Source organism: Clavibacter sp. AC415, assembly GCF_979252985.1.
In genome coordinates this window covers 122,302-140,982 of record NZ_CEEDAR010000016.1, presented here as the reverse complement: position 1 = coordinate 140,982, position 18,681 = coordinate 122,302, and the positions used below count along the sequence as shown (strand labels likewise).

Genomic DNA, 18,681 nt, shown 5'->3' with positions numbered 1-18,681 from the left:
CGCCTCCGCCCGCGAGCCCGCGGGGTCAGCGCCCGGCGGGATCCGTGACGAAGTCGATGAGCTGCTCCACCCGGCCGAGGAGCGCCGGCTCCAGGTCCTGGTAGGAGCGCACCTGGCCGAGGATCCGCTGCCAGGCCCGGGCGATGTCCGCCTGCTCCGCGTGCGGCCAGCCGAGCGCCGCGCAGATGCCGTGCTTCCACTCCACGTTCCGGGGGATCACGGGCCACTCGCGGAGCCCGAGGCGCCGGGCTTCACCGACTGCCAGACGTCGACGTACGGGTGCCCCACCACGAGCGCGTGCGCGCGGTGCGGCCCGCGGGCGACGGCCTCGGCGATGCGGCTCTCCTTCGAGCCGGGCACGAGGTGGTCGACGGCGCTTCCACGCGGCGTCCGCGCCCAGGAAGCGGTCGAGCTCCTCGTCGAGGTGGTCGACGCCCTCCAGGTACTCGACGACGACGCCCTCGATCCGCAGGTCCTCGCCCCACACCCGCTCCACCAGCTCGGCGTCGTGCCGCCCTCCACGAAGATGCGGCTGGGAGCGCGACGCGGGCGCGCGCGTCGGCGACCGCGAGCGAGCCCGAGGCCGTGCGGGCGGGACCCGTCGGCGCCGCGCGGGGCACGCGCAGCGCGACGGGCTCGCCCTCGAGCAGGAACGCGCCGCCGAGCGGAACGTGCGTTGCTTCCGTCGGAAGTCCTCGAGCACGACCATGCCGGACTGGACGCGCACGATCGCGCCGCAGAAGCCCGTCGACAGCTCCTCGACCACGAGGTCGCGCGTCGCGTCCTGCGGACGGGGCGCGGCCTTCGCGGGCCCGCGCCGAGCCGGCCGCGGCACCGTCCTGTCCCGTAGCGGTCGTCGTCGAAGGGGGGCGGCGTCATGTTCCGGGTCCCACGGGAGGGCGTCGCGCACCCGGTCGACGAGCCGACGCCAGGGGCCGTCGACCGCGGCCTCGCCGAGGCGCGCCTCCCGGTCGCCGGCGCGCACCAGGTAGACGAAGCGGTCGGCTCCGGGGGTCCGCGGGGGCGGCTCGCCCCGGGGCACTCGGCGAGGAGCGCGTCCCAGTCGGCGCGGTCGTCCGCGGCGTCGTCGACGCGCACCGACCAGGTGCGGGTCATGCCCGCCATCCCGCCCGTGCGCGACACGGCGATCTCCACCTAGACCTCAATCCCGACGCCCTCCACGCCGCCTGGATCGCGGCGGCCTCGGACGCGCCCTCACCGTACCGCGCCGTCGCCGCGTCCACGGTGGCGCGAGCGAACCGCGGGAAGTCGCAGTCGGGCCGCAGCAGTACCGCGACCATGACGTCGTACCAGACCTGCCCCGCGCCTGCAGGCCCGCCCGCCGAGGGCGGTGGCCGCGAGGAAGAACGCGCGGTTCGGGATGCCGGAGTTGATGTGCACGCCCCGTTGTCCTCCGCGGTGTCCACGTAGTCGTCCATGTGCGCGGGCTGCGGGTCCTTCCCGAGCACGTCGTCGTCGTACGCGGTGCCCGGGGCGCGCATCGATCGGAGCGCGAGGCCGGTGGAGCGGTCGGGGAACAGCTCCGCGCCCACGAGCCAGTCCGCCTCGTCCGCGGTCTGCCCGAGCGAGTGCTGCTCCACGAGGACGCCGAAGACGTCCGAGATCGACTCGTTGAGCGCGCCCGACTGCCCCTGGTACACGAGGCCGAGGGTCAGCTCCGTGACGCCGTGGGCGAGCTCGTGCCCGATGACCGTCAGGGAGCGCGTGAAGGGGGCGAACACCTCGCCGTCCCCGTTGCCGAAGACCATGCGGGTGCCGTCCCAGAACGCGTTGTCGTACTCCTCGCCGTAGTGCACGGTCGCCAGCAGCGGCAGGCCGCGGTCGTCGAGCGAGGCCCGGCCGTAGACCTCCGAGAAGAGGGCGTAGGTGGCGCCGAGCCCGGCGTAGGCCTCGTCGACCTGCAGGCGTCGCCGGTGTCGGGCGCGCCCTCGACGCGGACCGTCCGGCCCGGCAGCTCCTCCCGGTTCTCGCGTCCGAGACGGTGCGGTGGATCCCCGACGGGTCCCGGTCCGCGAGAGCGCCGCGGGGTCGGGCAGCGCGCCCGGCCCGCGCCGGTCGTGGATGAGCGGTCCCTGGTCGCGGAGGGCGCGGCGCGCGGCCTGCCGTGCGGCGGACACCCGGTGCGGGGTCGGCCTCGGCGAGGCGGGTCAGCAGGTACGGGGGGAGGATCGTGCGTCTCATGCATCGAAGACTCGCACGGGGCGGCGACATCGTCACGGGTCGCGCGGGATCCCGTCGCAGCCCGTCCCCTCCGCTGCGAGCCCATGCGGGTGGAGCCCGCTCACCGGGTCCAGCGGTGCCCGACCTCCGGCCGCCCTCGCGTCCCGTACCGCGGCACGCGCTCGACCTGCCCGACGTCCGCGAGGTACTCGAGGTACCGACGGGCCGTCACGCGGGACACGTCGAGCGCACCCGAACACCTCGGCGGCGGACACGCCGTCGGTCGGGTGCACGCCCTCCCGGGTGCGCGCGCCGTCGGCGGGGCGGTCCGCGCGAGCGATGCCGCGCACGAGGTCCAGCGTCTCCGCCGACATGCCCTTCGGCAGCCGCGCGTCGGACGCGGGGGAGCGGAGTGCGGCGAGGGCCCCGGGTCGACCTGCAGCTGCGTCGTGCTCCCGCTCCCGGCGCCGAGCCCCTCGCGGTAGCCGACGTACGCGACCATCTTCTCGGCGAAGGCCGCGAACGTGAACGGCTTGATGAGGTACTGCACGATCCCCGCGGTCACCGAGCTGCGGACGACCGCCTGGTCGCGCGCCGCCGTCACGGCCACGACGTCGGTCGCGCGCCGGCGGCGCGGAGGCATCGGCACGCCTCGAGGCCGTGCATGTCGGGCGAGGGTCATGTCGAGGAGCACCAGGTCGATCCCGTCGGGCCCGGCCTCCGCGACGAGCCGCAGGGCGTCGCCGCCCGTGTGGGCGACGCCCGCGACCAGGGAGCCGAGTCGAGCCGCCCCACGTAGGCGGCGTGCGCCTCCGCGGTCAGGACGTCGTCGTCGACGACCAGCACGCGGATCACGCCCGCACCCCGGCGTCCCGCGCGCCCGCGTCGTGGCCGTGCGCCGGGCTCCGCCCGTGCCCGTGCCCGTGCCCGTCGGCATCCGCACGCGCGGCCGTCGCCGCCGTCGCGTCCGTGCCGGCGGGCAGCGCGACGCGGAACCGCGCCCCGCCCAGCCGCGCGTCCGCGACCTCCACCTCGACCCGCCCGCCGAGCCGCGCGGCCGAGCGCGCGACGAGCGCGAGCCCCACCCCGCGCGGCCCGTCGCCGCCCGTCTTGGTCGTGACCCCGAACTCGAGGACCCGCGCGCGGATCCCGGGGTCCACCCCCGGCCCGTCGTCCGCCACCTCGATGACGAGCGCCCCCGCGGCGGTCCGCGACGGCGACGGCTCCACCCGGCCGCGGTCCGCGCCGCGGGCCGTGGCGACGGACGGGTCGGCGGCGGCGTCGATGGCGTTGTCGACGAGGTTCCCGACGACGGTCACCAGCTCGGTCGCGGGCAGCCCCGGGTCGCCGGTGCCGTCGGCGACGCGCACGGTCAGCTCCACCCCGCGCTCGGCCGCCTGGGCGGCCTTGCCGCGCACCAGGGCCCGCACCACCGGATCGGCGTCCTCGGCGAGGCCCGCCTCCGACGCGCGCCGGTCCGTCTCCAGCTCGGAGGCCGCGAGCGCGAGCGCCTCGCGGGGTCGCTCCAGCTCGATCAGCGAGACGATGGTGTGCAGCCGGTTCGCGAACTCGTGCGTCTGCGCGCGCATGGCGTCGGAGAGCGTGCGCAGCGTGGCGAGCTCACCCGACAGGCGCTGGATCTCGGTCCGGTCCCGCAGCGTCGTCACCGTCCCGAGGCGCGCGGCGCTCCCGGTGCGGCCGGTCGGCGGCGCGGGCCAGCTGGGTGACCGCGAGGACGCGTCCCGACGGCAGGTGCCCGACCTCGTCCGCGGTGGTGCTACCTCGGCGAGGAGTCGTCCGATCGCCGCGGGCAGGCCGAGGCTGCCGACCTCGACGGGGCCGGCGGCGGGATCCAGGTCGAGGTCCAGCAGCTCGGCCGCCTGGTCGTTGTGCAGCGCGAGCCGCCGGTCCCGGTCGACGAGCACGATGCCCTCGCCGACCGAGTGGAGCACCGACTCGTAGTACGCGAGCATGCGGGCCATCTCCTCCGGGCCGAGCCCCAGGTGGTCCGCGCGAGCGACCGGCTGAGGAGCCCCGCCCCGCGGCGAGGAGGAGGGCGAGCGCGCCGGCCGTCCCGATCAGCCCGGGCAGGCGCGCCTGCGAGGACCTCCGAGACGCGCTCGACCGTGACCCCGGCCGCGACCAGCCCCACGATGCCCCCGTCCTGCGTCGCGCACGGGGACGACGGCCCGCACGCTCGGACCGAGCGTCCCCGTGTAGGTCTTCAGGTCATCGTCCGCCCGGCGAGCGCCGGCCCCGTGGTGCCGAGGTACCGCCGGCCGATCTCGTCCGGGTCCGGCGTGGGTCACGCGCACGGTGTCGCGGTCCATGATCGTGACGAAGTCCACGCCCGTGTCGCGCGTCACGTCCCGGGAGTAGCCGAGGAGCGCGGCCGTCGGGATCCGCCGAGCGCGAGACCCTCCGCGACCCGGGGCGAGTCGGCCACGGTGATCGCGACGGCCATGCTCCGGTCGGCGGCGGACTGCTCGGCGCGCTGGCGGGAGTCGGCCCACAGCGCAGCGGTCGCGACGACGGCGACCAGGAGGAGGACCCCGAGCTGGACGACCAGGAGCCGGGCGGCGATGCCGCGGGGGAGGCGCCGCCCGCCGGGAGCGCGGGTCGCGTGGGGGTCCGGGCAGCGCGCGTCGCGACATGCTGCCTCCTCGCATCCACGGCCGGCGCCCGGCAGGAACATTATGAACACAACGACGGCCCGCGCCCGAGCGTGGGACATCCTGACGATGACCGCCTGGCGCACCCCGTGCGCCGGCGCCGCTCACGAGACAAGGACGTCCCATGACCAACCCCATCGCCGCGCTCCGCCGCCTGGACCGCCAGCACTACCTCTACATCGCCGTCATCCTGGCGGTCCTCCTCGGCGTCACCGTCGGGCTCGTCGCCCCCGAGACGGGAGTGGCGCTCAAGCCGGTCGGCGACGCCTGGCTGACGCCCTCGTCAAGATGATGATCGCGCCCATCATCTCTGCTCGCCATCGTCCTCGGCGTCGGCTCGGTCGCCGAAGGCCGCGACGGTCGGCCGGGTCGGCGGCCTCGCCCTCCTCTACTTCATCGTCATGTCGACGTTCGCGCTCGCGATCGGCCTGCTGGTCGGCAACCTCGTGCACCCGGGGAGAGGGCCTCGACCTCAGCGGCCTGCGCGCGCCGGAGGGCTCGACGGAGGCGACGGGCGAGAAGGACTTCCTCCTCTCGATCATCCCGACGTCGCTCCTGTCGTCGCTCACCTCCGGCAGCATCCTGCAGACGCTGTTCGTGGCGCTGCTCGTCGGCTTCGCGCTGCAGCAGCTCGGGAAGCGGGGCGAGCCGGTGCTGGAGGGCATCCGCAACATCCAGGTCCTCGTCTTCCGCCAGCCTCAGGCCATGGTGCTGCGGGCCGCCCCGATCGGCGCGTTCGCCGCCATCGCCGCGGTCGATCGGCCGCCGCCGGAGTTCCGAGGCGGTCATCGGCCTCGCGACCCTCATGATCGGCTTCTACGTCACCTGCGCGCTGTTCATCGTGGCGGTCCTCGGCCCGCTGCTGTGGTTCGTCGCCCGCGTCAGCATCTTCAAGCTCATGCGCTACCTCGGCCGCGAGTACCTGCTCATCGTGTCCACGTCGTCGTCCGAGGTGGCCCTGCCCCGGCTCATCGCGAAGATGGAGCGCGTTGGGCGTCTCGCGCCCGGTCGTCGGCATCACGGTCCCCACCGGCTACTCCTTCAACCTCGACGGCACGGCCATCTACCTGACCATGGCGTCGCTGCTCATCGCGAGCGCCCTCGGCAGCCCGTTGGCCATCGGCGAGCAGGTGTCGCTGCTTGTGTTCATGATCATCGCCTCGAAGGGCGCGGCGGGCGTCACGGGCGCCGGCCTCGCGACCCTGGCCGGCGGCCTCCAGTTCCACCGCCCCGACCTGGTGGACGGCGTCGGCCTCATCGTCGGCATCGACCGCTTCTTCATGTCCGAGGCGCGCGCGCTCACGAACTTCACCGGCAACGCCGTCGCGACCCTGCTCATCGGCACCTGGACCCGCGGCATCGACGCAGGAGCGCGTGGCGCTGGTGCTCGGCGGTGGCGACCCGTTCGACGAGGCGAGCATGGGCGCGGAGCACGGGGCCCGGCTGGAGGCGCCCGCCGAGGCGCTCGAGGCCGACGTCACCGGGTCGCCGGGGTGCCGGCGACGGGCCGCGCCCGGCCTCCCGCTGAGCCGGGCCGGGGCCGCGCCCGGGGCGCTCCACGCCGTGGTCCCGGCCGTGCCCGATCCGTTACGCTGTCAGGTCGCAGGAGGTCGCCGACCATCGATCGACGCGAGGACGGTCACGGCGCCGCGCGCGTGCCCGAGCAGTACACGAGCACGGACACCACGGCCACCTTCCGCGACGAGCTGGGAGCGGCCCTCGCGGGCCTCGACGGCGCGGTCTCGGTCGAGGAGAAGGACGCCGTCACGGCCCTCCCCTCCGGCTCGGCCCTCCTCGTCGTCCGCCGTGGTCCGAACCAGGGCGCGCGCTTCCTCCTCGACGCCGACGTCACCGTCGCCGGCCGTCACCCGGACGCCGACATCTTCCTCGACGACGTGACGGTGTCGCGCCGTCACGCGGAGTTCGTCCGTCAGGGGACGTCGTTCCAGGTCAAGGACCTCGGCTCCCTCAACGGCACCTACTTCGACGGGGTCCGCATCGACACCGCCCTGCTCCAGGACGGCGCCGAGGTCCAGGTCGGCAAGTTCCGCCTCACCTTCTACGCCTCCCGCACCGACCTCGTCGGCCGGACGAGCGAGTAGTGCCGGCGTCCGCCGCCCGGTCGACGCCTGCCCGCACCCCCGGACTCCTGAGCATCGGACAGGTGCTGGCGCGCCTGACGCCGGAGTTCCCCGACCTCACCAACAGCAAGCTCCGCTTCCTCGAGGAGCAGGGGCTCGTCCAGCCGTCGCGCACGGAGTCCGGCTATCGGAAGTTCAGCCCGGGCGACGTGGAGCGGCTCCGCACGGTCCTCGGCATGCAGCGCGACCACTACCTCCCGTTGAAGGTCATCCGCTCGTACCTGCGCGACCTCGACGCGGGACTGTCGCCGGCCCTCCCCGGAGGCGCGACCACGCCGCCCGTCTCCATGCTCGACCAGGAGCGGCGCTACAGCAGGGCGGAGCTCGTCCGCGAGTCGGGCGCCACCGCTCCGCTGCTCGGCGGCGCCATCGCCGCGGGCGTGCTTCGTGCCCGCCGAGGTGTACGGCGAGGAGGCGGTGCAGGTCATGCGCGCGCTCGTCGAGCTGCAGCGGACCGGCACCTCGAGCCGCGCCGCCTGCGTGGCTTCCGTCAGGCCGCGGAGCGGGAGCTGAGCCTCATCGAGTCGGCGCTCGTCCCCCGTTTCCCGGCGACGGGACGCGTCCAGCCGCGCGCACGCGGCGGAGCTCGCCCGCGAGATCGCGACCCAGCTGGAGGTCGTGCGGGGGGAGCCTGATCCGCTCCGCGCTCGGCCGCCTCTCCTCCTGATCGGGCTGGCGCCGTCGCGACCGGCCCGTAGACTGACGTGTCCGCACGGGACGATCCGCACGCCGGACCGGCCCGTCGGGGCCGGGCGTGCGTGCGCGCCCCCGCAGGGGGCGTGTCCGAGCGCCGGGACGACACGCCGGGGGCTTGCGCCGGATGTCGTCGATCGGGCCCGCGGGCCCCGCTACCGTGAGAGCACGATCCCGACGAACCGACCCGAGCAGCGCGCGCACCCCACGGGCGCGGACGCCGAGGGGTGGAAGGCAGAACGATGAGCGACTCCACCCCGGACTCCGGGAGATACGACCTCGGCCTGCTGTTCACCGACGGCCTCCCCGAGATGGACGCGAGCGCCGGCTACCGCGGCGCCGTCGCCGCCCGCGCCGCCGGCATCACCTACCGCCAGCTCGACTACTGGGCCCGCACCGGCCTCGTCGAGCCCACCGTCCGCGGCGCCTCCGGCTCCGGCACGCAGCGCCTCTACGGGTTCCGCGACATCCTCGTCCTCAAGCTCGTCAAGCGCCTCCTCGACACCGGCATCTCCCTTCCAGCAGGTCCGCACCGCCGTCGACCCAGCTGCGCCAGTCCGGCGTCGTCGACCTGGCGCAGACCACCCTGATGAGCGACGGCGCCAGCGTCTACCTGTGCACCAGCAACGACGAGGTCATCGACCTGGTCAGCCGCGGTCAGGGCGTGTTCGGCATCGCCGTCGGCAAGGTGCTCCCCGGCAGGTGCAGCCCGGCCTCGTCGAGATCGACACCCAGACCGTCGATCCCACCGACGAGCTCGCCGCGCGACGGGCCGTCAAGGCCTCCTAGGCACTCCTGGGCCGCTCGGCCCGACGCATCCCTGCACCGCGCATCCCGGTCTCCTGCGGGCACCGGACCGGCGGGGCGAGCGGACGCACCGGGGCCGGATCCCGACGTCGCCGCGTCACCCGTCGAGGCGCGGGGAGATCGCGCAGACGCCGACCGTCACGGGTCGGCGAGCCGATCAGCGGGCGGCGTTCTCCGCGTAGTCGCCGATCTTGGCGGTTCGCATGACGCGCTCGAGGAGCTGGTCGAAGTTGCGCGCCATCTCCTGCGCGCTCTCGCCGGGCCACACGTGCAGCGGCTTGGCGGCCCCCTGCGCCTGCTGGAGCGACGTGCGCTCGGGCAGCTGCGGGCTCAGCACGAGCGGGCCGAACATGTCGCGGAGCTCCTTGATGCGGAACTGGTGCTCGAGCGACTGGACGCGCGCCCGGTTCACGATGATGCCGAGGGGCTGCAGGCGGGGCGAGAGGCCGCGCCGGATCTCCTCGATGGCGCGCAGCGCGCGGTCCGCGGCGGCGACCGAGAAGAGGCCGGGCTCGGTGACGACCGTCACGCGGTCGCTGGCCGCCCACGCGGTGCGAGTGAGGGCGTTGAGCGAGGGCGCGCAGTCGATGAGCACGAGGTCGTAGTCGGCCTCGACGTTCGCGAGGGCCTCCTCGAGCTTCCAGATGTCGCGGATGCTGGGGTGCGGGCCGTCGAAGTTGATGGCGGACGGGCTGCCGATCATGACGTCGATGGTGCCCGTGCGGCCCTTGGTCCAGCCGCTGGGGGCGATCGCCGCGCGCACGATCTTCTCCTTGGGGGAGGCGAGCACGTCGGCGACGTTGAGGTGGCCGGCGACCTGGATGTCCATGCCGGTCGGGCACGTCGGCCTGCAGGATCGAAGGTCGACCACGAGGTCCTCGAGCCGCGGGAGAAGGCGGCGGACTGCCAGTCCCAGGGTCACGGTGGTCTTTCCCACGCCCCCCTTGAGGGAGCTGACGCTGAGTACATGCACGGGTGACAGGCTACCGTCGATACTCTGGGAGAACCTAGGCGCGGGAGGATCCCGGACCCCGTCTGACGAGAGGCCCGCCATGTTCACGAAGATCCTCGTCGCCAACCGAGGAGGAGATCGCGATCGCGGCGTTCCGGGCCGCCGTCGAGCTGGGCGCCCGCCACCGTCGCCGTCTACCCGCACGAGGACCGGCACTCCCTCCACCGGCTGAAGGCCGACGAGGCGTACCTGATCGGCGAGGAGGGGCACCCCGTCCGGGCGTACCTCGACGTCGACGAGATCATCCGCGTGGCGCTCGAGTCCGGAGCCGACGCCATCTACCCGGGGTACGGGCTCCTCTCCGAGAACCCGGGCCTCGCTCGCGCCGCGGCGGACAACGGCATCGTCTTCATCGGCCCCGGCGCCGACGTGCTCGAGATGGCCGGCAACAAGGTCACGGCGAAGGAGCACGCGACGCGGGCCGGCGTCCCGGTCCTCGCGTCGACCCCGCCGTCCACGGACGTCGACCTGCTGCTCTCGCAGGCGGAGGGCATCGGGTTCCCCGTCTTCGCGAAGGCCGTCGCGGGCGGCGGCGGGCGCGGGATGCGGCGGGTCGAGCGTCCCGGAGGAGCTGGAGGGGGCGCTGCGGGCGGCCATGCGCGAGGCCGAGAGCGCGTTCGGCGACCCCACCATGTTCCTCGAGCAGGCGGTGCTCCGTCCCCGGCACATCGAGGTGCAGATCCTCGCGGACGCCGCCGGCGAGACCGTCCACCTGTTCGAGCGCGACTGCTCAGGTGCAGCGCCGCCACCAGAAGGTGGTGGAGATCGCGCCCGCGCCGAACCTCGACCCGGCCGTCCGCGACGCCATGCACGCGCACGCCGTCGCCTTCGCCCGGAGCATCGGGTACGTGAATTACCCCGGCACGGTCGAGTTCCTGCTCGACACCGACGGTCCGCGCGCCGGCCAGCACGTCTTCATCGAGATGAACCCGCGCATCCAGGTCGAGCACCGACCGCTGTACCGAGGAGGTCACCGACGTCGACCTCGTGCAGTCGCAGATGCGCATCGCGGCGGGGGAGACGCTAACCGGCCTCGGCCTCCACCAGGACGACATCGTGCTGCACGGCGCCGCCCTCCAGTGCCGGATCACGACGGAGGACCCGGCGCAGGGGTTCCAGCCCGACACCGGGAAGATCACGACCTACCGCTCCCCGGGCGGCGGCGGCATCCGCACCGACGGCGTGCACGGTCGCCACCGGCGCGCAGATCAGCCCGCACTTCGAACTCCATGCTGGCGAAGCTCACCTGCCGCGGCCGCGACTTCCCGACGGCGGTCACGCGCGCGAAGCGCGCCCTGGCCGAGTTCCTGCATCCGCGGGGTCTCCACCAACATCCCGTTCCTCCAGGGCGTGCTCGACGACCCCGCGTTCCAGGCGGGCGACCTGAGCACCTCCTTCATCGACGAGCGCCCGGGGCTCGTGCGCAGCAACGTCTCGAAGGACCGCGGCACGAAGATCCTCAACTGGCTCGCCGACGTGACGGTGAACCAGCCGAACGGCCCCCGCTCCGCGGCCGTCCGCCCCGCGGACAAGCTGCCGGCGGTCGACCTGCAGCAGCCGGCCCCCGCCGGATCCCGGCAGCGCCTCCTCGAGCTCGGCCCGCGCGGCTTCGCCGAGGCCCTGCGCGCGCAGACCGCCCTCCGCCGTCACCGAGACGACGTTCCGCGACGCGCACCAGTCGCTGCTCGCCACGCGGGTCCGCACCCGCGACCTCGTCGCCGTCGCGCCCCACGTCGCGCGCACCACGCCCGGAGCTGCTCTCGGTCGAGGGCCTGGGGCGGGGCGACCTACGACGTCGCCCTCCGCTTCCTCGGCGAGGACCCGTGGGAGCGGCTCGCGTCCCTCCGCGAGGCGCTGCCGAACATCGCCATCCAGATGCTCCTGCGCGGCGCCAACACCGTCGCCTACACGCCGTACCCGACCGAGGTCACCGACGCCTTCGTGCAGGAGGCGGCGGCCACCGGCGTCGACGTGTTCCGCATCTTCGACGCCCTCAAGGACGTCGAGCGCATGCGCCCCGCCATCGACTCCGTGCTGGCGACGGGCACCACCGTCGCGGAGGTCGCGCTCTGCTACACGGGCAACCTGCTCGACCCCGCGGAGGACCTCTACACGCTCGACTACTACCTGGGCCTCGCCGAGCGCAGCGTGCGGGCCGGCGCCCACGTCCTCGCGATCAAGGACATGGCCGGGCTCCTCCGCCCGGCGGCGGCCGAGCGGCTCGTCACCGCCCTCCGCCGCGAGTTCGACCTCCCGGTGCACGTGCACACGCACGACACCGCGGGCGGGCAGCTCGCCACGCTCCTCGCCGCCAGCCGCGCGGGCGCCGACGCGGTCGACGTCGCCAGCGCGCCGATGTCCGGCACGACGAGCCAGCCGTCGGCCTCCGCGCTGGTGGCCGCCCTCGCCGACACCGAGCGGGACACGGGCCTCTCCCTCGAGGCGGTCAGCGACCTCGAGCCCTACTGGGAGGCCGTGCGCCGCCTCTACCGGCCCTTCGAGTCCGGGCTGCCGGGCCCGACGGGCCGCGTGTACCGCCACGAGATCCCGGGCGGCCAGCTCTCGAACCTGCGGCAGCAGGCGATCGCCCTCGGCCTCGCCGACGACTTCGAGCTCATCGAGGACATGTACGCCGCCGCCGACCGCATCCTCGGCCGCATCCCCAAGGTCACGCCGTCGTCGAAGGTGGTGGGCGACCTCGCCCTGCAGCTCGCGGCGGCTCGGGCCGACCCGCACGACTTCGCGGAGAACCCGCAGGACTACGACATCCCCGACTCGGTCGTGGGATTCATGGCGGGCGAGCTGAGGGTGCCCAGGCAGCCGCCCGAGCCCTTCCCGCCGAGGACATCCAGGGCCGCGAGGTGCACATCGGAGTGACGCCCTTCTCGTCGACCGCAGCATCGAGGTCCCCGGAGCGGGCAGGCGCCGCACGCTCAACCACCTCCTGTTCCGGCCCGAGCGGCAGTTCGAGACCATCCGGGAGCTGTTCGGCGACCTGTCGGTGCTCGACACCGACGACTACCTGCACGGGCTCCGTCCCGGCCAGGAGCACGCGGTGCGGATCGGCCGGGGCGTCGAGGTGCTCATCGCCCTCGAGGCGGTCGGCGAGGCGGACGAGTCGGGCATGCGCACCGTCATGGTCGTCATGAACGGCCAGCTCCGTCCGGTGTTCGTGCGCGACCGCGGCATCGCCGTCACGACCGTCGCGTCCGAGAAGGGCGATCCGGCGAGGCCCGGCCACGTGTCGGCTCCGTTCTCCGGCGTCGTGACGCTCAAGGTCGAGGAGGGCGACGTCGTCGCCGCCGGCCAGGCGGTCGCGTCCATCGAGGCCATGAAGATGGAGGCGGCCGTCGCGTCGCCCGTCGCAGGACGCGTCGCGCGCCTCGCGGTGCCCACCACGCAGCAGGTCGACGCGGGCGATCTGCTCGTGGTCGTCGAGGACCAGGGATAGAGGAGCGGATGACCAGCACGGGACACGACGAGGACGACCGCTACGACCTCGTGATCGTGGGAGGCGGTTCGGGCAACTCGATCGTCGACGAGCGCTTCGCGGGCCAGCGGGTCCTCATCGTCGACGACGGCGAGCACTTCGGCGGCACCTGCCTCAACGCGGGATGCATCCCCACGAAGATGCTCGTGCACGTGGCCGACCTCGCGGCCGACACCCGCGACGCCCCGGCGCTCGGCCTGCGCGCCACGGTGGACGCCGTCGACTGGCCCGCCATCGCCGCCCGCGTCTTCGGGCGCATCGACGCCATCAGCGAGGGCGGCCGCGAGTGGCGCGAGTCCGGCATGGAGGGCGTCACGCTGCTGCGCGAGAGCGTGGGCTTCGAGGCGCCCGGCGTCCTCGTGACGGCGAGCGGGCAGCGGATCCACGCCAGCCGCGTCGTGCTCGCGGCGGGCTCCCGTCCGCGCCCGCTCCCCGCGGCCTACACCCCCGACCCGGCGATCCACGACTCCGACTCCATCATGTGGGACGCAGCTTGCCCGCCTCCCTCCTCATCGTCGGCGGCGGGTACGTGGCCGCGGAGTTCGCGCACGTGTTCAGCCACCTGGGCGTCCACGTGACGCAGGTCGCCCGCTCCTCCCGGCTCCTCGGCACGCTCGACGAGGACGTGTCCACGCGCTTCACGACGCTCGCGCGCACCCAGTGGGACGTCATCACGGACTGCGAGGTCGAGGAGATCGAGCGCGACGGCGCCCTCCTGCGCTCGCGCCTCGCCTCCGGCCACCTCGTCGAGACGGAGGCGGTCCTCGTCGCGCTCGGCCGCGTCCAACTCCGACACGCTCGCCGTCGTGAACGCGGGGTACGACCTGCACGAGGACGGGCGCGTCGTGGTCGACGACCGGCAGCGCGTCCTCGCGGGCGGCGAGCCCGTCCCCGGGGTCTTCGCGCTCGGCGACATCAGCGCGGAGCACTCGCTCAAGCACGTCGCGAACCACCAGGCGCGCGTGGTCCAGCGCAACCTCCTGCACCCGGACGACCTCGTCGGCGGCGCTCCCCGGACCCGTCCCGCAGGCCGTGTTCTCCCGCCCGCAGATCGGCGCGTTCGGCCTCACGGAGGCGGAGGCGCGCGAGGCCGGTCCCGTGGTCACGATCGAGCAGCCGTACTCCTCCACCGCGTGGGGATGGGCGCTGAACACCTCGTTCTGCAAGCTCATCGTCGATCCGCGCGACGGCGGCACGCTCCTCGGCGCGCACATCATCGGCTCGGACTCGGCGGCGCTCATCGAGCCGCTGCTGCAGGCGGCGAGCCTCGGCCTGCACGTGACGAGGCGCGTGTGCCGCATCCGCCGTCACGGAGGTCGTGGAGAACGCCCTGCTCTCCGTCGAGTCCGCGGTGGCCGAGTGGGCACGGGAGAATGGTCCGGGCGACGCGCCCGCGGCAGCCGATCACCCTGACCGGCCCACCGACGAGGACCCACGGAAGCAGAGAATGACTGAACGACAGATCCGCCTGTTCGGCGATCCGGTGCTGAAGACCGTCTCCACGGAGATCCACGAGATCGACGAGGGCGTCCGCGCGCTCGTGGAGGACCTCCTCGACAGCGTGCGCCCGGACGGACGGGCCGGCGTCGCCGCCGCATGGCCTGGAGCTGCGGGCGTTCAGCTACAACGTGGGCCCCGCGTTCGGCTACATCCTCAATCCCGTCATCGAGGAGCTGCGCGGCGAGGCTGTGCTGGTCGACGAGGGCTGCCTGTCGGTCCCCGGGCTCTGGCTCCCCACCATGCGCCACCCCAAGGCCGTAGTGAGCGGCATCGACCTCGACGGGAAGCCGGTCGCCTGAGGCACGGCAACCCTGCAGGCCTTCCAGCGCAAGATCAGCGCCTCAACGGCCTGGTCTATCTCGACCGCGCTCAACAGCAACTCGCCGACACAAGGCCATGAAGCAGGTGCGCGGCGTCGGGTTGCTGACCGGTCTGCCCGCGCCGCCCCGCTCGCGGGGCGCGCTGATCTGCACCAGCGAGTACCCTGGTGTTCGGCGCCGCCTCGTAGATGCGCATGATCGTCCTCTCCGAAGGCGTCCAGCACCACCTGGCGCTTGATGCTGAGCTTCGGCGTGAGGTGGCCCGCCACCTCGGTGAGCTCCACGGGCAGCGCGACGGTTTCCAGATCGGTTTCCGCGTGACGCCGGTACGGCGTTGGCCGCGTCGACGGCGCGCTGCCTGGCGAGCACCAGGTCGACCTGCTCCAGCGTCGGCGCGGACGTCGCTGTTCCCGAGCCACACCTTGAGCATCTCGGGGTCGAGCGTGATGAGCGCCGAGATGAACGGCCGCCGGTCGCCCGCCACCACCACCTGCCCGACGAGCGGGTTCGCGCGGATGGGGTCCTCGAGAGCGCCGCGGGCGCCACGTTCTTGCCCCCGGCCGTGACGATGATCTCCTTCTTCCGGCCCGTGATCGTCAGGTACCCGTCGGCGTCGTAGCTGCCGAGGTCGCCCGTCCGGAACCAGCCGTCGTCGAAGACCGCGGCGGTCGCCTCCTCGTCCTGCCAGTACCCGTCGAAGACGTTGACGCCCTTGACCTCGATCTCGCCCTCGTCGGTGATGCGGGTGGAGACGCCCGGGAGCGCCGGACCCACCGTGCCGATGCGGAAGCCCTTGACGAGGTTGACGCTGACCGGCGCCGTGGTCTCGGTCAGGCCGTACCCCTCGAGGATCGTGAGACCGAGCGAGCGGTAGAAGTGGCCGAGCCGGAGGCCGAGCGGCGCCGCTCACGGCGAACCGCACGCGGCCGCCCATCGCCTGACGGATCTTGGAGTAGACGGAGCGGTCGAAGACCTTGAACTGCAGCTTCAGCGCGAGCGGGACCTTCCCGGCGTCGACCGCGACGGAGTGCGCGTAGGCGACCTCGGCGGCCTTGCGGAAGACCTTCCCGCGACCGGCGCCCTCCGCCTTCTGCTCCGACGAGTTGTAGACCTTCTCGAACACGCGCGGCACCGCCAGCAGGAACGTCGGCTGGAAGGACGCGAGCGCGGGGAGCAGCTGCGTGGTGTCGGCCTGGTGCCCGGTCTTCACGCCGGCCTGCACGTTGAGGATCGAGATGAAGCGCGCGAACACGTGGGCCGTCGTGATGAACAGCAGCGTCGAGGCTCCGACGCGCACGACCTCCTCCATCGCGACCTCGGCGTTCCGGGCCAGCTCGACGAAGTTGGCGTGGGTGAGCACGCAGCCCTTGGCCGGCCGGTCGTGCCGGACGTGTAGATGAGGGTGGCCATGTCAGGAGCCCACGGCGATGTTCGGCGGCGCTCGTATTCGTCGGTGCCCGGCACCATCCACGCCCTGCTCGGCGAGCTTGTCGAGGTCGCCGAGGTGGATCTGCCACACGTGGCGGACGTCCGGCAGCTCGGTGGCCGACGAGCATGTCCAGTTGAACGCGGTGCCTGCCGGAGTCCTGCAGGTTCCAGTCCGCTGGCGAAGGTCTCGTCGACGAACAGGACCCGCCGGAAGGAACACCGCGAAGTCCACGAGCGTCCACTCGTACCGCGTGCGGCACATCATGCCGATCCGCTCGCCGGGCTGGAGGCCCGCGGCGACGAGTCCCTTCGCGAGCGCCGCGACCTGGCGGTGGAACTCGGCCGCCGTGACGTCGCTCCAGCCGCCCTTCCCGTCCGGCAGCGCGAACAGCGGGGAGTCGGGGCTCGTCCTCACGCGGTGCACCAGGACATCGGTGACGTTGTCGTCGGGTCTCGCCTCGACGACGGCGGGCATCGTGTGCTGTTCCACGGCAGCTCCTTCGGTACCGGAAATGGATGGGACCAGCTTAAGGGCGCGCGGCTCCGGCGCGCTCGTCCCCGGTCGGGGGCGCCGGGCGCCTCACTAGGATCGACAGGCGAGACGATGAGGAAGGGCCCGCCACGTGCATGCAATAGGGATCGACATCGGCGGGACCAAGATCGCGGGAGCCGTGGTCGACGAGCTCGGCGTCATCGCCGCCGAGGAGCGCACGCCCACGGAGGCGAGCAGCCCGGACGCGATCGTCGAGGCGGTCGTCGGCATGGTGGAGCGGCTGCGTGCCCGGCACCCCGACGTCGTGGCGGTCGGCGTGGCCGCGGCCGGCTTCATCGACGCCGCGCAGTCCACCGTCTACTACGCCCCGAACATCAACTGGCGCAACGAGCCGGTGCCGAGAACTGCAGCAGATCCGCTCCATGGTTTCATCAGAACAACGAACCCGCGGCCTTCCACCAGTTCCGCTACGGCGCGGGCCGCCTCGTCAGCGACATGGTCACGCTGACGATCGGCACGGGGGTGGGCGGCGCCATCGTCGCCGACGACCGCCTGTTCCGCGGTGGCTTCGGCGCCGGCGCCGAGCTCGGCCACATGCGCGTCGTGCCGGACGGCCTGCCCTGCGGCTGCGGCGCCCGCGGCTGCATCGAGCAGTACGGCTCGGGCCGCGCGCTGCTGCGCACCGCCGACGAGCTCGCCGACCTCGGCGGCACCCACGGCGAGGGGCTCGCCGCGCGCCGCCGCGAGGTGGGCACCCTGACGGGCCACGACGTGAGCGACCTGATCCAGGCAGGCGACCCCGGCGCGCTGCCTCGCCCTCCAGTCGGCTCGGCGGCTGGCTGGGGGAGGCGGCCGCGAGCATCGGCGCCATCCTCGACCCGCAGATGTTCGTCATCGGCGGCGGGGTGGCCCAGGCGGGCGACCTGCTCCTCGATCCCATCCGCGAGGCCTACCTCGCGCACCTCCCGGCCCGCGGCTACCACCCCGAGCCGGAGTTCCGCATCGCGGAGCTCGTCAACGACGCCGGCGTGGTGGGGGCGGCGGACCTCGCCCGTCGTCACGCCGCCGCCCTCCACCACGGCGCCTGACCGGGCAGGACGCGACACCGGCGCCCGTCCGACCGCCCCTGCCGGTGGTGGCGGCGCCGCTGGCTATGCTGGATGACGACCCCGCCCGGGAAGGTGGCCACCCGATGTTCTACTGGTTCATGAAGAACCTGGTCGCCGGACCCCTCCTGCGGAGCACGTTCCGCCCGTGGGTCACGGGCCTGGAGAACATCCCCGCCAAGGGCGGCGTGATCCTCGCGAGCAACCACCTCTCCTTCATCGACTCGGTGTTCCTGCCGCTGCTCGTGGACCGGAACCTCGTCTTCCTCGCCAAGAGCGACTACTTCACCGGACCGGGCCTCAAGGGCTGGGCCACCAAGATGTTCTTCACCGCCACGGGGATGCTGCCCATCGACCGCTCCGGCGGCAAGGCGTCGGAGGCGTCGCTCAACACGGGCCTCCGCGTGCTCGCCGAGGGGCGGATGCTCGGCATCTACCCCGAGGGCACCCGCAGCCCCGACGGCAAGATGTACCGCGGCCGCACGGGCGTGGCCCGCATGATCCTCGAGGGCGAGGTCCCGGTCGTCCCGATCGCCATGATCGACACCGAGAAGGTCATGCCCATCGGCACGCGGATCCCCAAGGTCCGGCGGATTGGTGTGGTCATCGGCGAGCCGCTAGATTTCAGTAGGTTCGCCGGCCTCGAGGGAGACCGCTTCATCCTCCGCTCGATCACCGACGAGATCATGTACGAGCTCTCGAGGCTGAGCGGCCAGGAGTACGTCGACGTCTATGCGACCTCGGTCAAGGAGAAGCGCGCGAGCGCGGCCCGCTGACCGACGCCCGCATCGACTCCACCGCGCATCACGCGCACGACACGAACCGGGATCCCATCGTG

Annotated in this window: 15 protein-coding genes and 11 pseudogenes; 16 read left to right on the top strand and 10 right to left on the bottom strand. The window is 73.4% G+C overall.

Translation table 11 applies throughout. From position 1 onward, the window contains the following. Positions 1-25 precede the first annotated feature (25 nt). From ACZ411_RS08145 to ACZ411_RS08115, 7 genes and pseudogenes are all read right to left on the bottom strand, one after another. Positions 26-360: pseudogene (locus tag ACZ411_RS08145) on the bottom strand (DUF3097 family protein). A gap of 94 nt (positions 361-454) precedes the next feature. Then, a pseudogene (locus ACZ411_RS08140) lies at positions 455-727 on the bottom strand (DUF3097 family protein); the annotation flags it as partial. Between the two features lie 385 nt (positions 728-1,112). Further along, positions 1,113-2,138, bottom strand: a complete 1,026-nt coding sequence (locus ACZ411_RS08135) for a M4 family metallopeptidase (RefSeq protein ID WP_464169789.1) — start codon at positions 2,136-2,138, stop codon at positions 1,113-1,115. 164 nt (positions 2,139-2,302) lie between these two features. Continuing rightward, a pseudogene (locus ACZ411_RS08130) lies at positions 2,303-3,036 on the bottom strand (response regulator). After that, positions 3,033-4,154 carry a sensor histidine kinase gene (locus tag ACZ411_RS08125; protein WP_464169787.1) on the bottom strand — a complete coding sequence of 374 codons (1,122 nt, stop codon included), beginning with the start codon at positions 4,152-4,154 and terminating at the stop codon, positions 3,033-3,035. The pseudogene ACZ411_RS08130 and the gene ACZ411_RS08125 overlap by 4 nt, the downstream one beginning before the upstream one ends. Before the next feature lie 105 nt (positions 4,155-4,259). Beyond that, a complete protein-coding gene (locus ACZ411_RS08120; protein WP_464170092.1) occupies positions 4,260-4,529 on the bottom strand; it encodes a hypothetical protein in 270 nt (89 codons plus the stop codon). Between the two features lie 14 nt (positions 4,530-4,543). Then, on the bottom strand, positions 4,544-4,885 hold the full coding sequence (locus tag ACZ411_RS08115) for a hypothetical protein (RefSeq protein ID WP_464169785.1): 342 nt from the start codon (positions 4,883-4,885) through the stop codon (positions 4,544-4,546). 92 nt (positions 4,886-4,977) lie between these two features. Between ACZ411_RS08115 and ACZ411_RS08110 the strand changes: the two are divergent. From ACZ411_RS08110 to ACZ411_RS08095, 4 genes and pseudogenes are all read left to right on the top strand, one after another. After that, positions 4,978-6,293: pseudogene (locus ACZ411_RS08110) on the top strand (cation:dicarboxylate symporter family transporter); the annotation flags it as partial. A 179-nt stretch (positions 6,294-6,472) separates the two neighbouring features. Then, positions 6,473-6,955, top strand: a complete 483-nt coding sequence (locus ACZ411_RS08105) for an FHA domain-containing protein (protein ID WP_464170090.1) — start codon at positions 6,473-6,475, stop codon at positions 6,953-6,955. Next, positions 6,955-7,629 carry a transcriptional regulator FtsR gene (gene ftsR / locus ACZ411_RS08100; protein ID WP_464169783.1) on the top strand — a complete coding sequence of 225 codons (675 nt, stop codon included), beginning with the start codon at positions 6,955-6,957 and terminating at the stop codon, positions 7,627-7,629. Before ACZ411_RS08105 ends, ftsR begins: the two co-directional genes overlap by 1 nt. Before the next feature lie 300 nt (positions 7,630-7,929). Next, positions 7,930-8,476, top strand: a pseudogene (locus tag ACZ411_RS08095) (MerR family transcriptional regulator). Between the two features lie 175 nt (positions 8,477-8,651). On the opposite strand, the gene ACZ411_RS08090 reads toward ACZ411_RS08095, so the two are convergent. Beyond that, the gene (locus ACZ411_RS08090; RefSeq protein ID WP_464169781.1) at positions 8,652-9,467 is read right to left on the bottom strand and encodes a ParA family protein; all 816 of its coding nucleotides are present in this window, start codon (positions 9,465-9,467) and stop codon (positions 8,652-8,654) included. A 79-nt stretch (positions 9,468-9,546) separates the two neighbouring features. Here ACZ411_RS08090 and ACZ411_RS08085 point away from each other — a divergent pair, with 79 nt between their 5' ends. The 10 genes and pseudogenes from ACZ411_RS08085 to ACZ411_RS08040 all read left to right on the top strand — a co-directional run. After that, positions 9,547-9,678: a hypothetical protein gene (locus tag ACZ411_RS08085; protein WP_464169779.1), complete on the top strand. Its 132-nt coding sequence runs from the start codon at positions 9,547-9,549 to the stop codon at positions 9,676-9,678. After that, positions 9,675-10,004, top strand: a pseudogene (locus tag ACZ411_RS08080) (biotin carboxylase N-terminal domain-containing protein); the annotation flags it as partial. The gene ACZ411_RS08085 and the pseudogene ACZ411_RS08080, both read left to right, overlap by 4 nt. Before the next feature lie 97 nt (positions 10,005-10,101). Beyond that, positions 10,102-10,179 (top strand): annotated as a pseudogene (locus ACZ411_RS08075) (hypothetical protein); the annotation flags it as partial. Between the two features lie 61 nt (positions 10,180-10,240). After that, a pseudogene (locus tag ACZ411_RS08070) lies at positions 10,241-10,396 on the top strand (ATP-binding protein); the annotation flags it as partial. A gap of 97 nt (positions 10,397-10,493) precedes the next feature. After that, positions 10,494-12,383 (top strand): hypothetical protein, encoded by a 1,890-nt coding sequence (locus ACZ411_RS08065; protein ID WP_464169777.1) that lies wholly within the window; start codon positions 10,494-10,496, stop codon positions 12,381-12,383. A gap of 124 nt (positions 12,384-12,507) precedes the next feature. After that, entirely contained in the window at positions 12,508-12,957 is a 450-nt protein-coding gene (locus ACZ411_RS08060; protein WP_464169775.1) for a biotin/lipoyl-containing protein, read from the top strand. A gap of 8 nt (positions 12,958-12,965) precedes the next feature. Further along, on the top strand, positions 12,966-13,574 hold the full coding sequence (locus tag ACZ411_RS08055) for an FAD-dependent oxidoreductase (RefSeq protein ID WP_464169773.1): 609 nt from the start codon (positions 12,966-12,968) through the stop codon (positions 13,572-13,574). Beyond that, positions 13,478-14,146, top strand: coding sequence for an NAD-binding protein (locus ACZ411_RS08050; RefSeq protein ID WP_464169771.1), 669 nt, complete (start codon positions 13,478-13,480; stop codon positions 14,144-14,146). The genes ACZ411_RS08055 and ACZ411_RS08050 overlap by 97 nt, the downstream gene beginning before the upstream one ends. Beyond that, entirely contained in the window at positions 14,029-14,409 is a 381-nt protein-coding gene (locus ACZ411_RS08045) for a hypothetical protein (protein ID WP_464169769.1), read from the top strand. Before ACZ411_RS08050 ends, ACZ411_RS08045 begins: the two co-directional genes overlap by 118 nt. Positions 14,410-14,443: 34 nt before the next feature. Further along, positions 14,444-14,907, top strand: a pseudogene (locus ACZ411_RS08040) (peptide deformylase); the annotation flags it as partial. A 653-nt stretch (positions 14,908-15,560) separates the two neighbouring features. Here the strand turns inward: ACZ411_RS08040 and ACZ411_RS08035 are convergent. Together ACZ411_RS08035 and ACZ411_RS08030 are read right to left on the bottom strand one after the other, a co-directional pair. Then, positions 15,561-16,125 (bottom strand): annotated as a pseudogene (locus ACZ411_RS08035) (AMP-binding protein); the annotation flags it as partial. A gap of 102 nt (positions 16,126-16,227) precedes the next feature. Next, complete coding sequence (locus tag ACZ411_RS08030; protein ID WP_464169767.1) at positions 16,228-16,734, bottom strand: AMP-binding protein; 507 nt, start codon at positions 16,732-16,734, stop codon at positions 16,228-16,230. Positions 16,735-16,867: 133 nt separating this feature from the next. On the opposite strand from ACZ411_RS08030, the pseudogene ACZ411_RS08025 reads away from it, so the two are divergent. Beyond that, positions 16,868-17,825: pseudogene (locus ACZ411_RS08025) on the top strand (ROK family protein). A gap of 104 nt (positions 17,826-17,929) precedes the next feature. Next, positions 17,930-18,619: a lysophospholipid acyltransferase family protein gene (locus ACZ411_RS08020; protein ID WP_094116085.1), complete on the top strand. Its 690-nt coding sequence runs from the start codon at positions 17,930-17,932 to the stop codon at positions 18,617-18,619. Positions 18,620-18,681 lie beyond the last annotated feature (62 nt).

What these genes read in the sequence shown, in the direction of transcription:
- ACZ411_RS08085 (WP_464169779.1), top strand. Translation starts at nt 9,547, where the DNA reads ATGTTCACGAAGATCCTCGTCGCCAACCGAGGAGGAGATCGCGATCGC.
- ACZ411_RS08125 (WP_464169787.1), bottom strand. Translation starts at nt 4,154, where the DNA reads ATGCTCGCGTACTACGAGTCGGTGCTCCACTCGGTCGGCGAGGGCATC.
- ACZ411_RS08055 (WP_464169773.1), top strand. Translation starts at nt 12,966, where the DNA reads ATGACCAGCACGGGACACGACGAGGACGACCGCTACGACCTCGTGATC.
- ACZ411_RS08020 (WP_094116085.1), top strand. Translation starts at nt 17,930, where the DNA reads ATGTTCTACTGGTTCATGAAGAACCTGGTCGCCGGACCCCTCCTGCGG.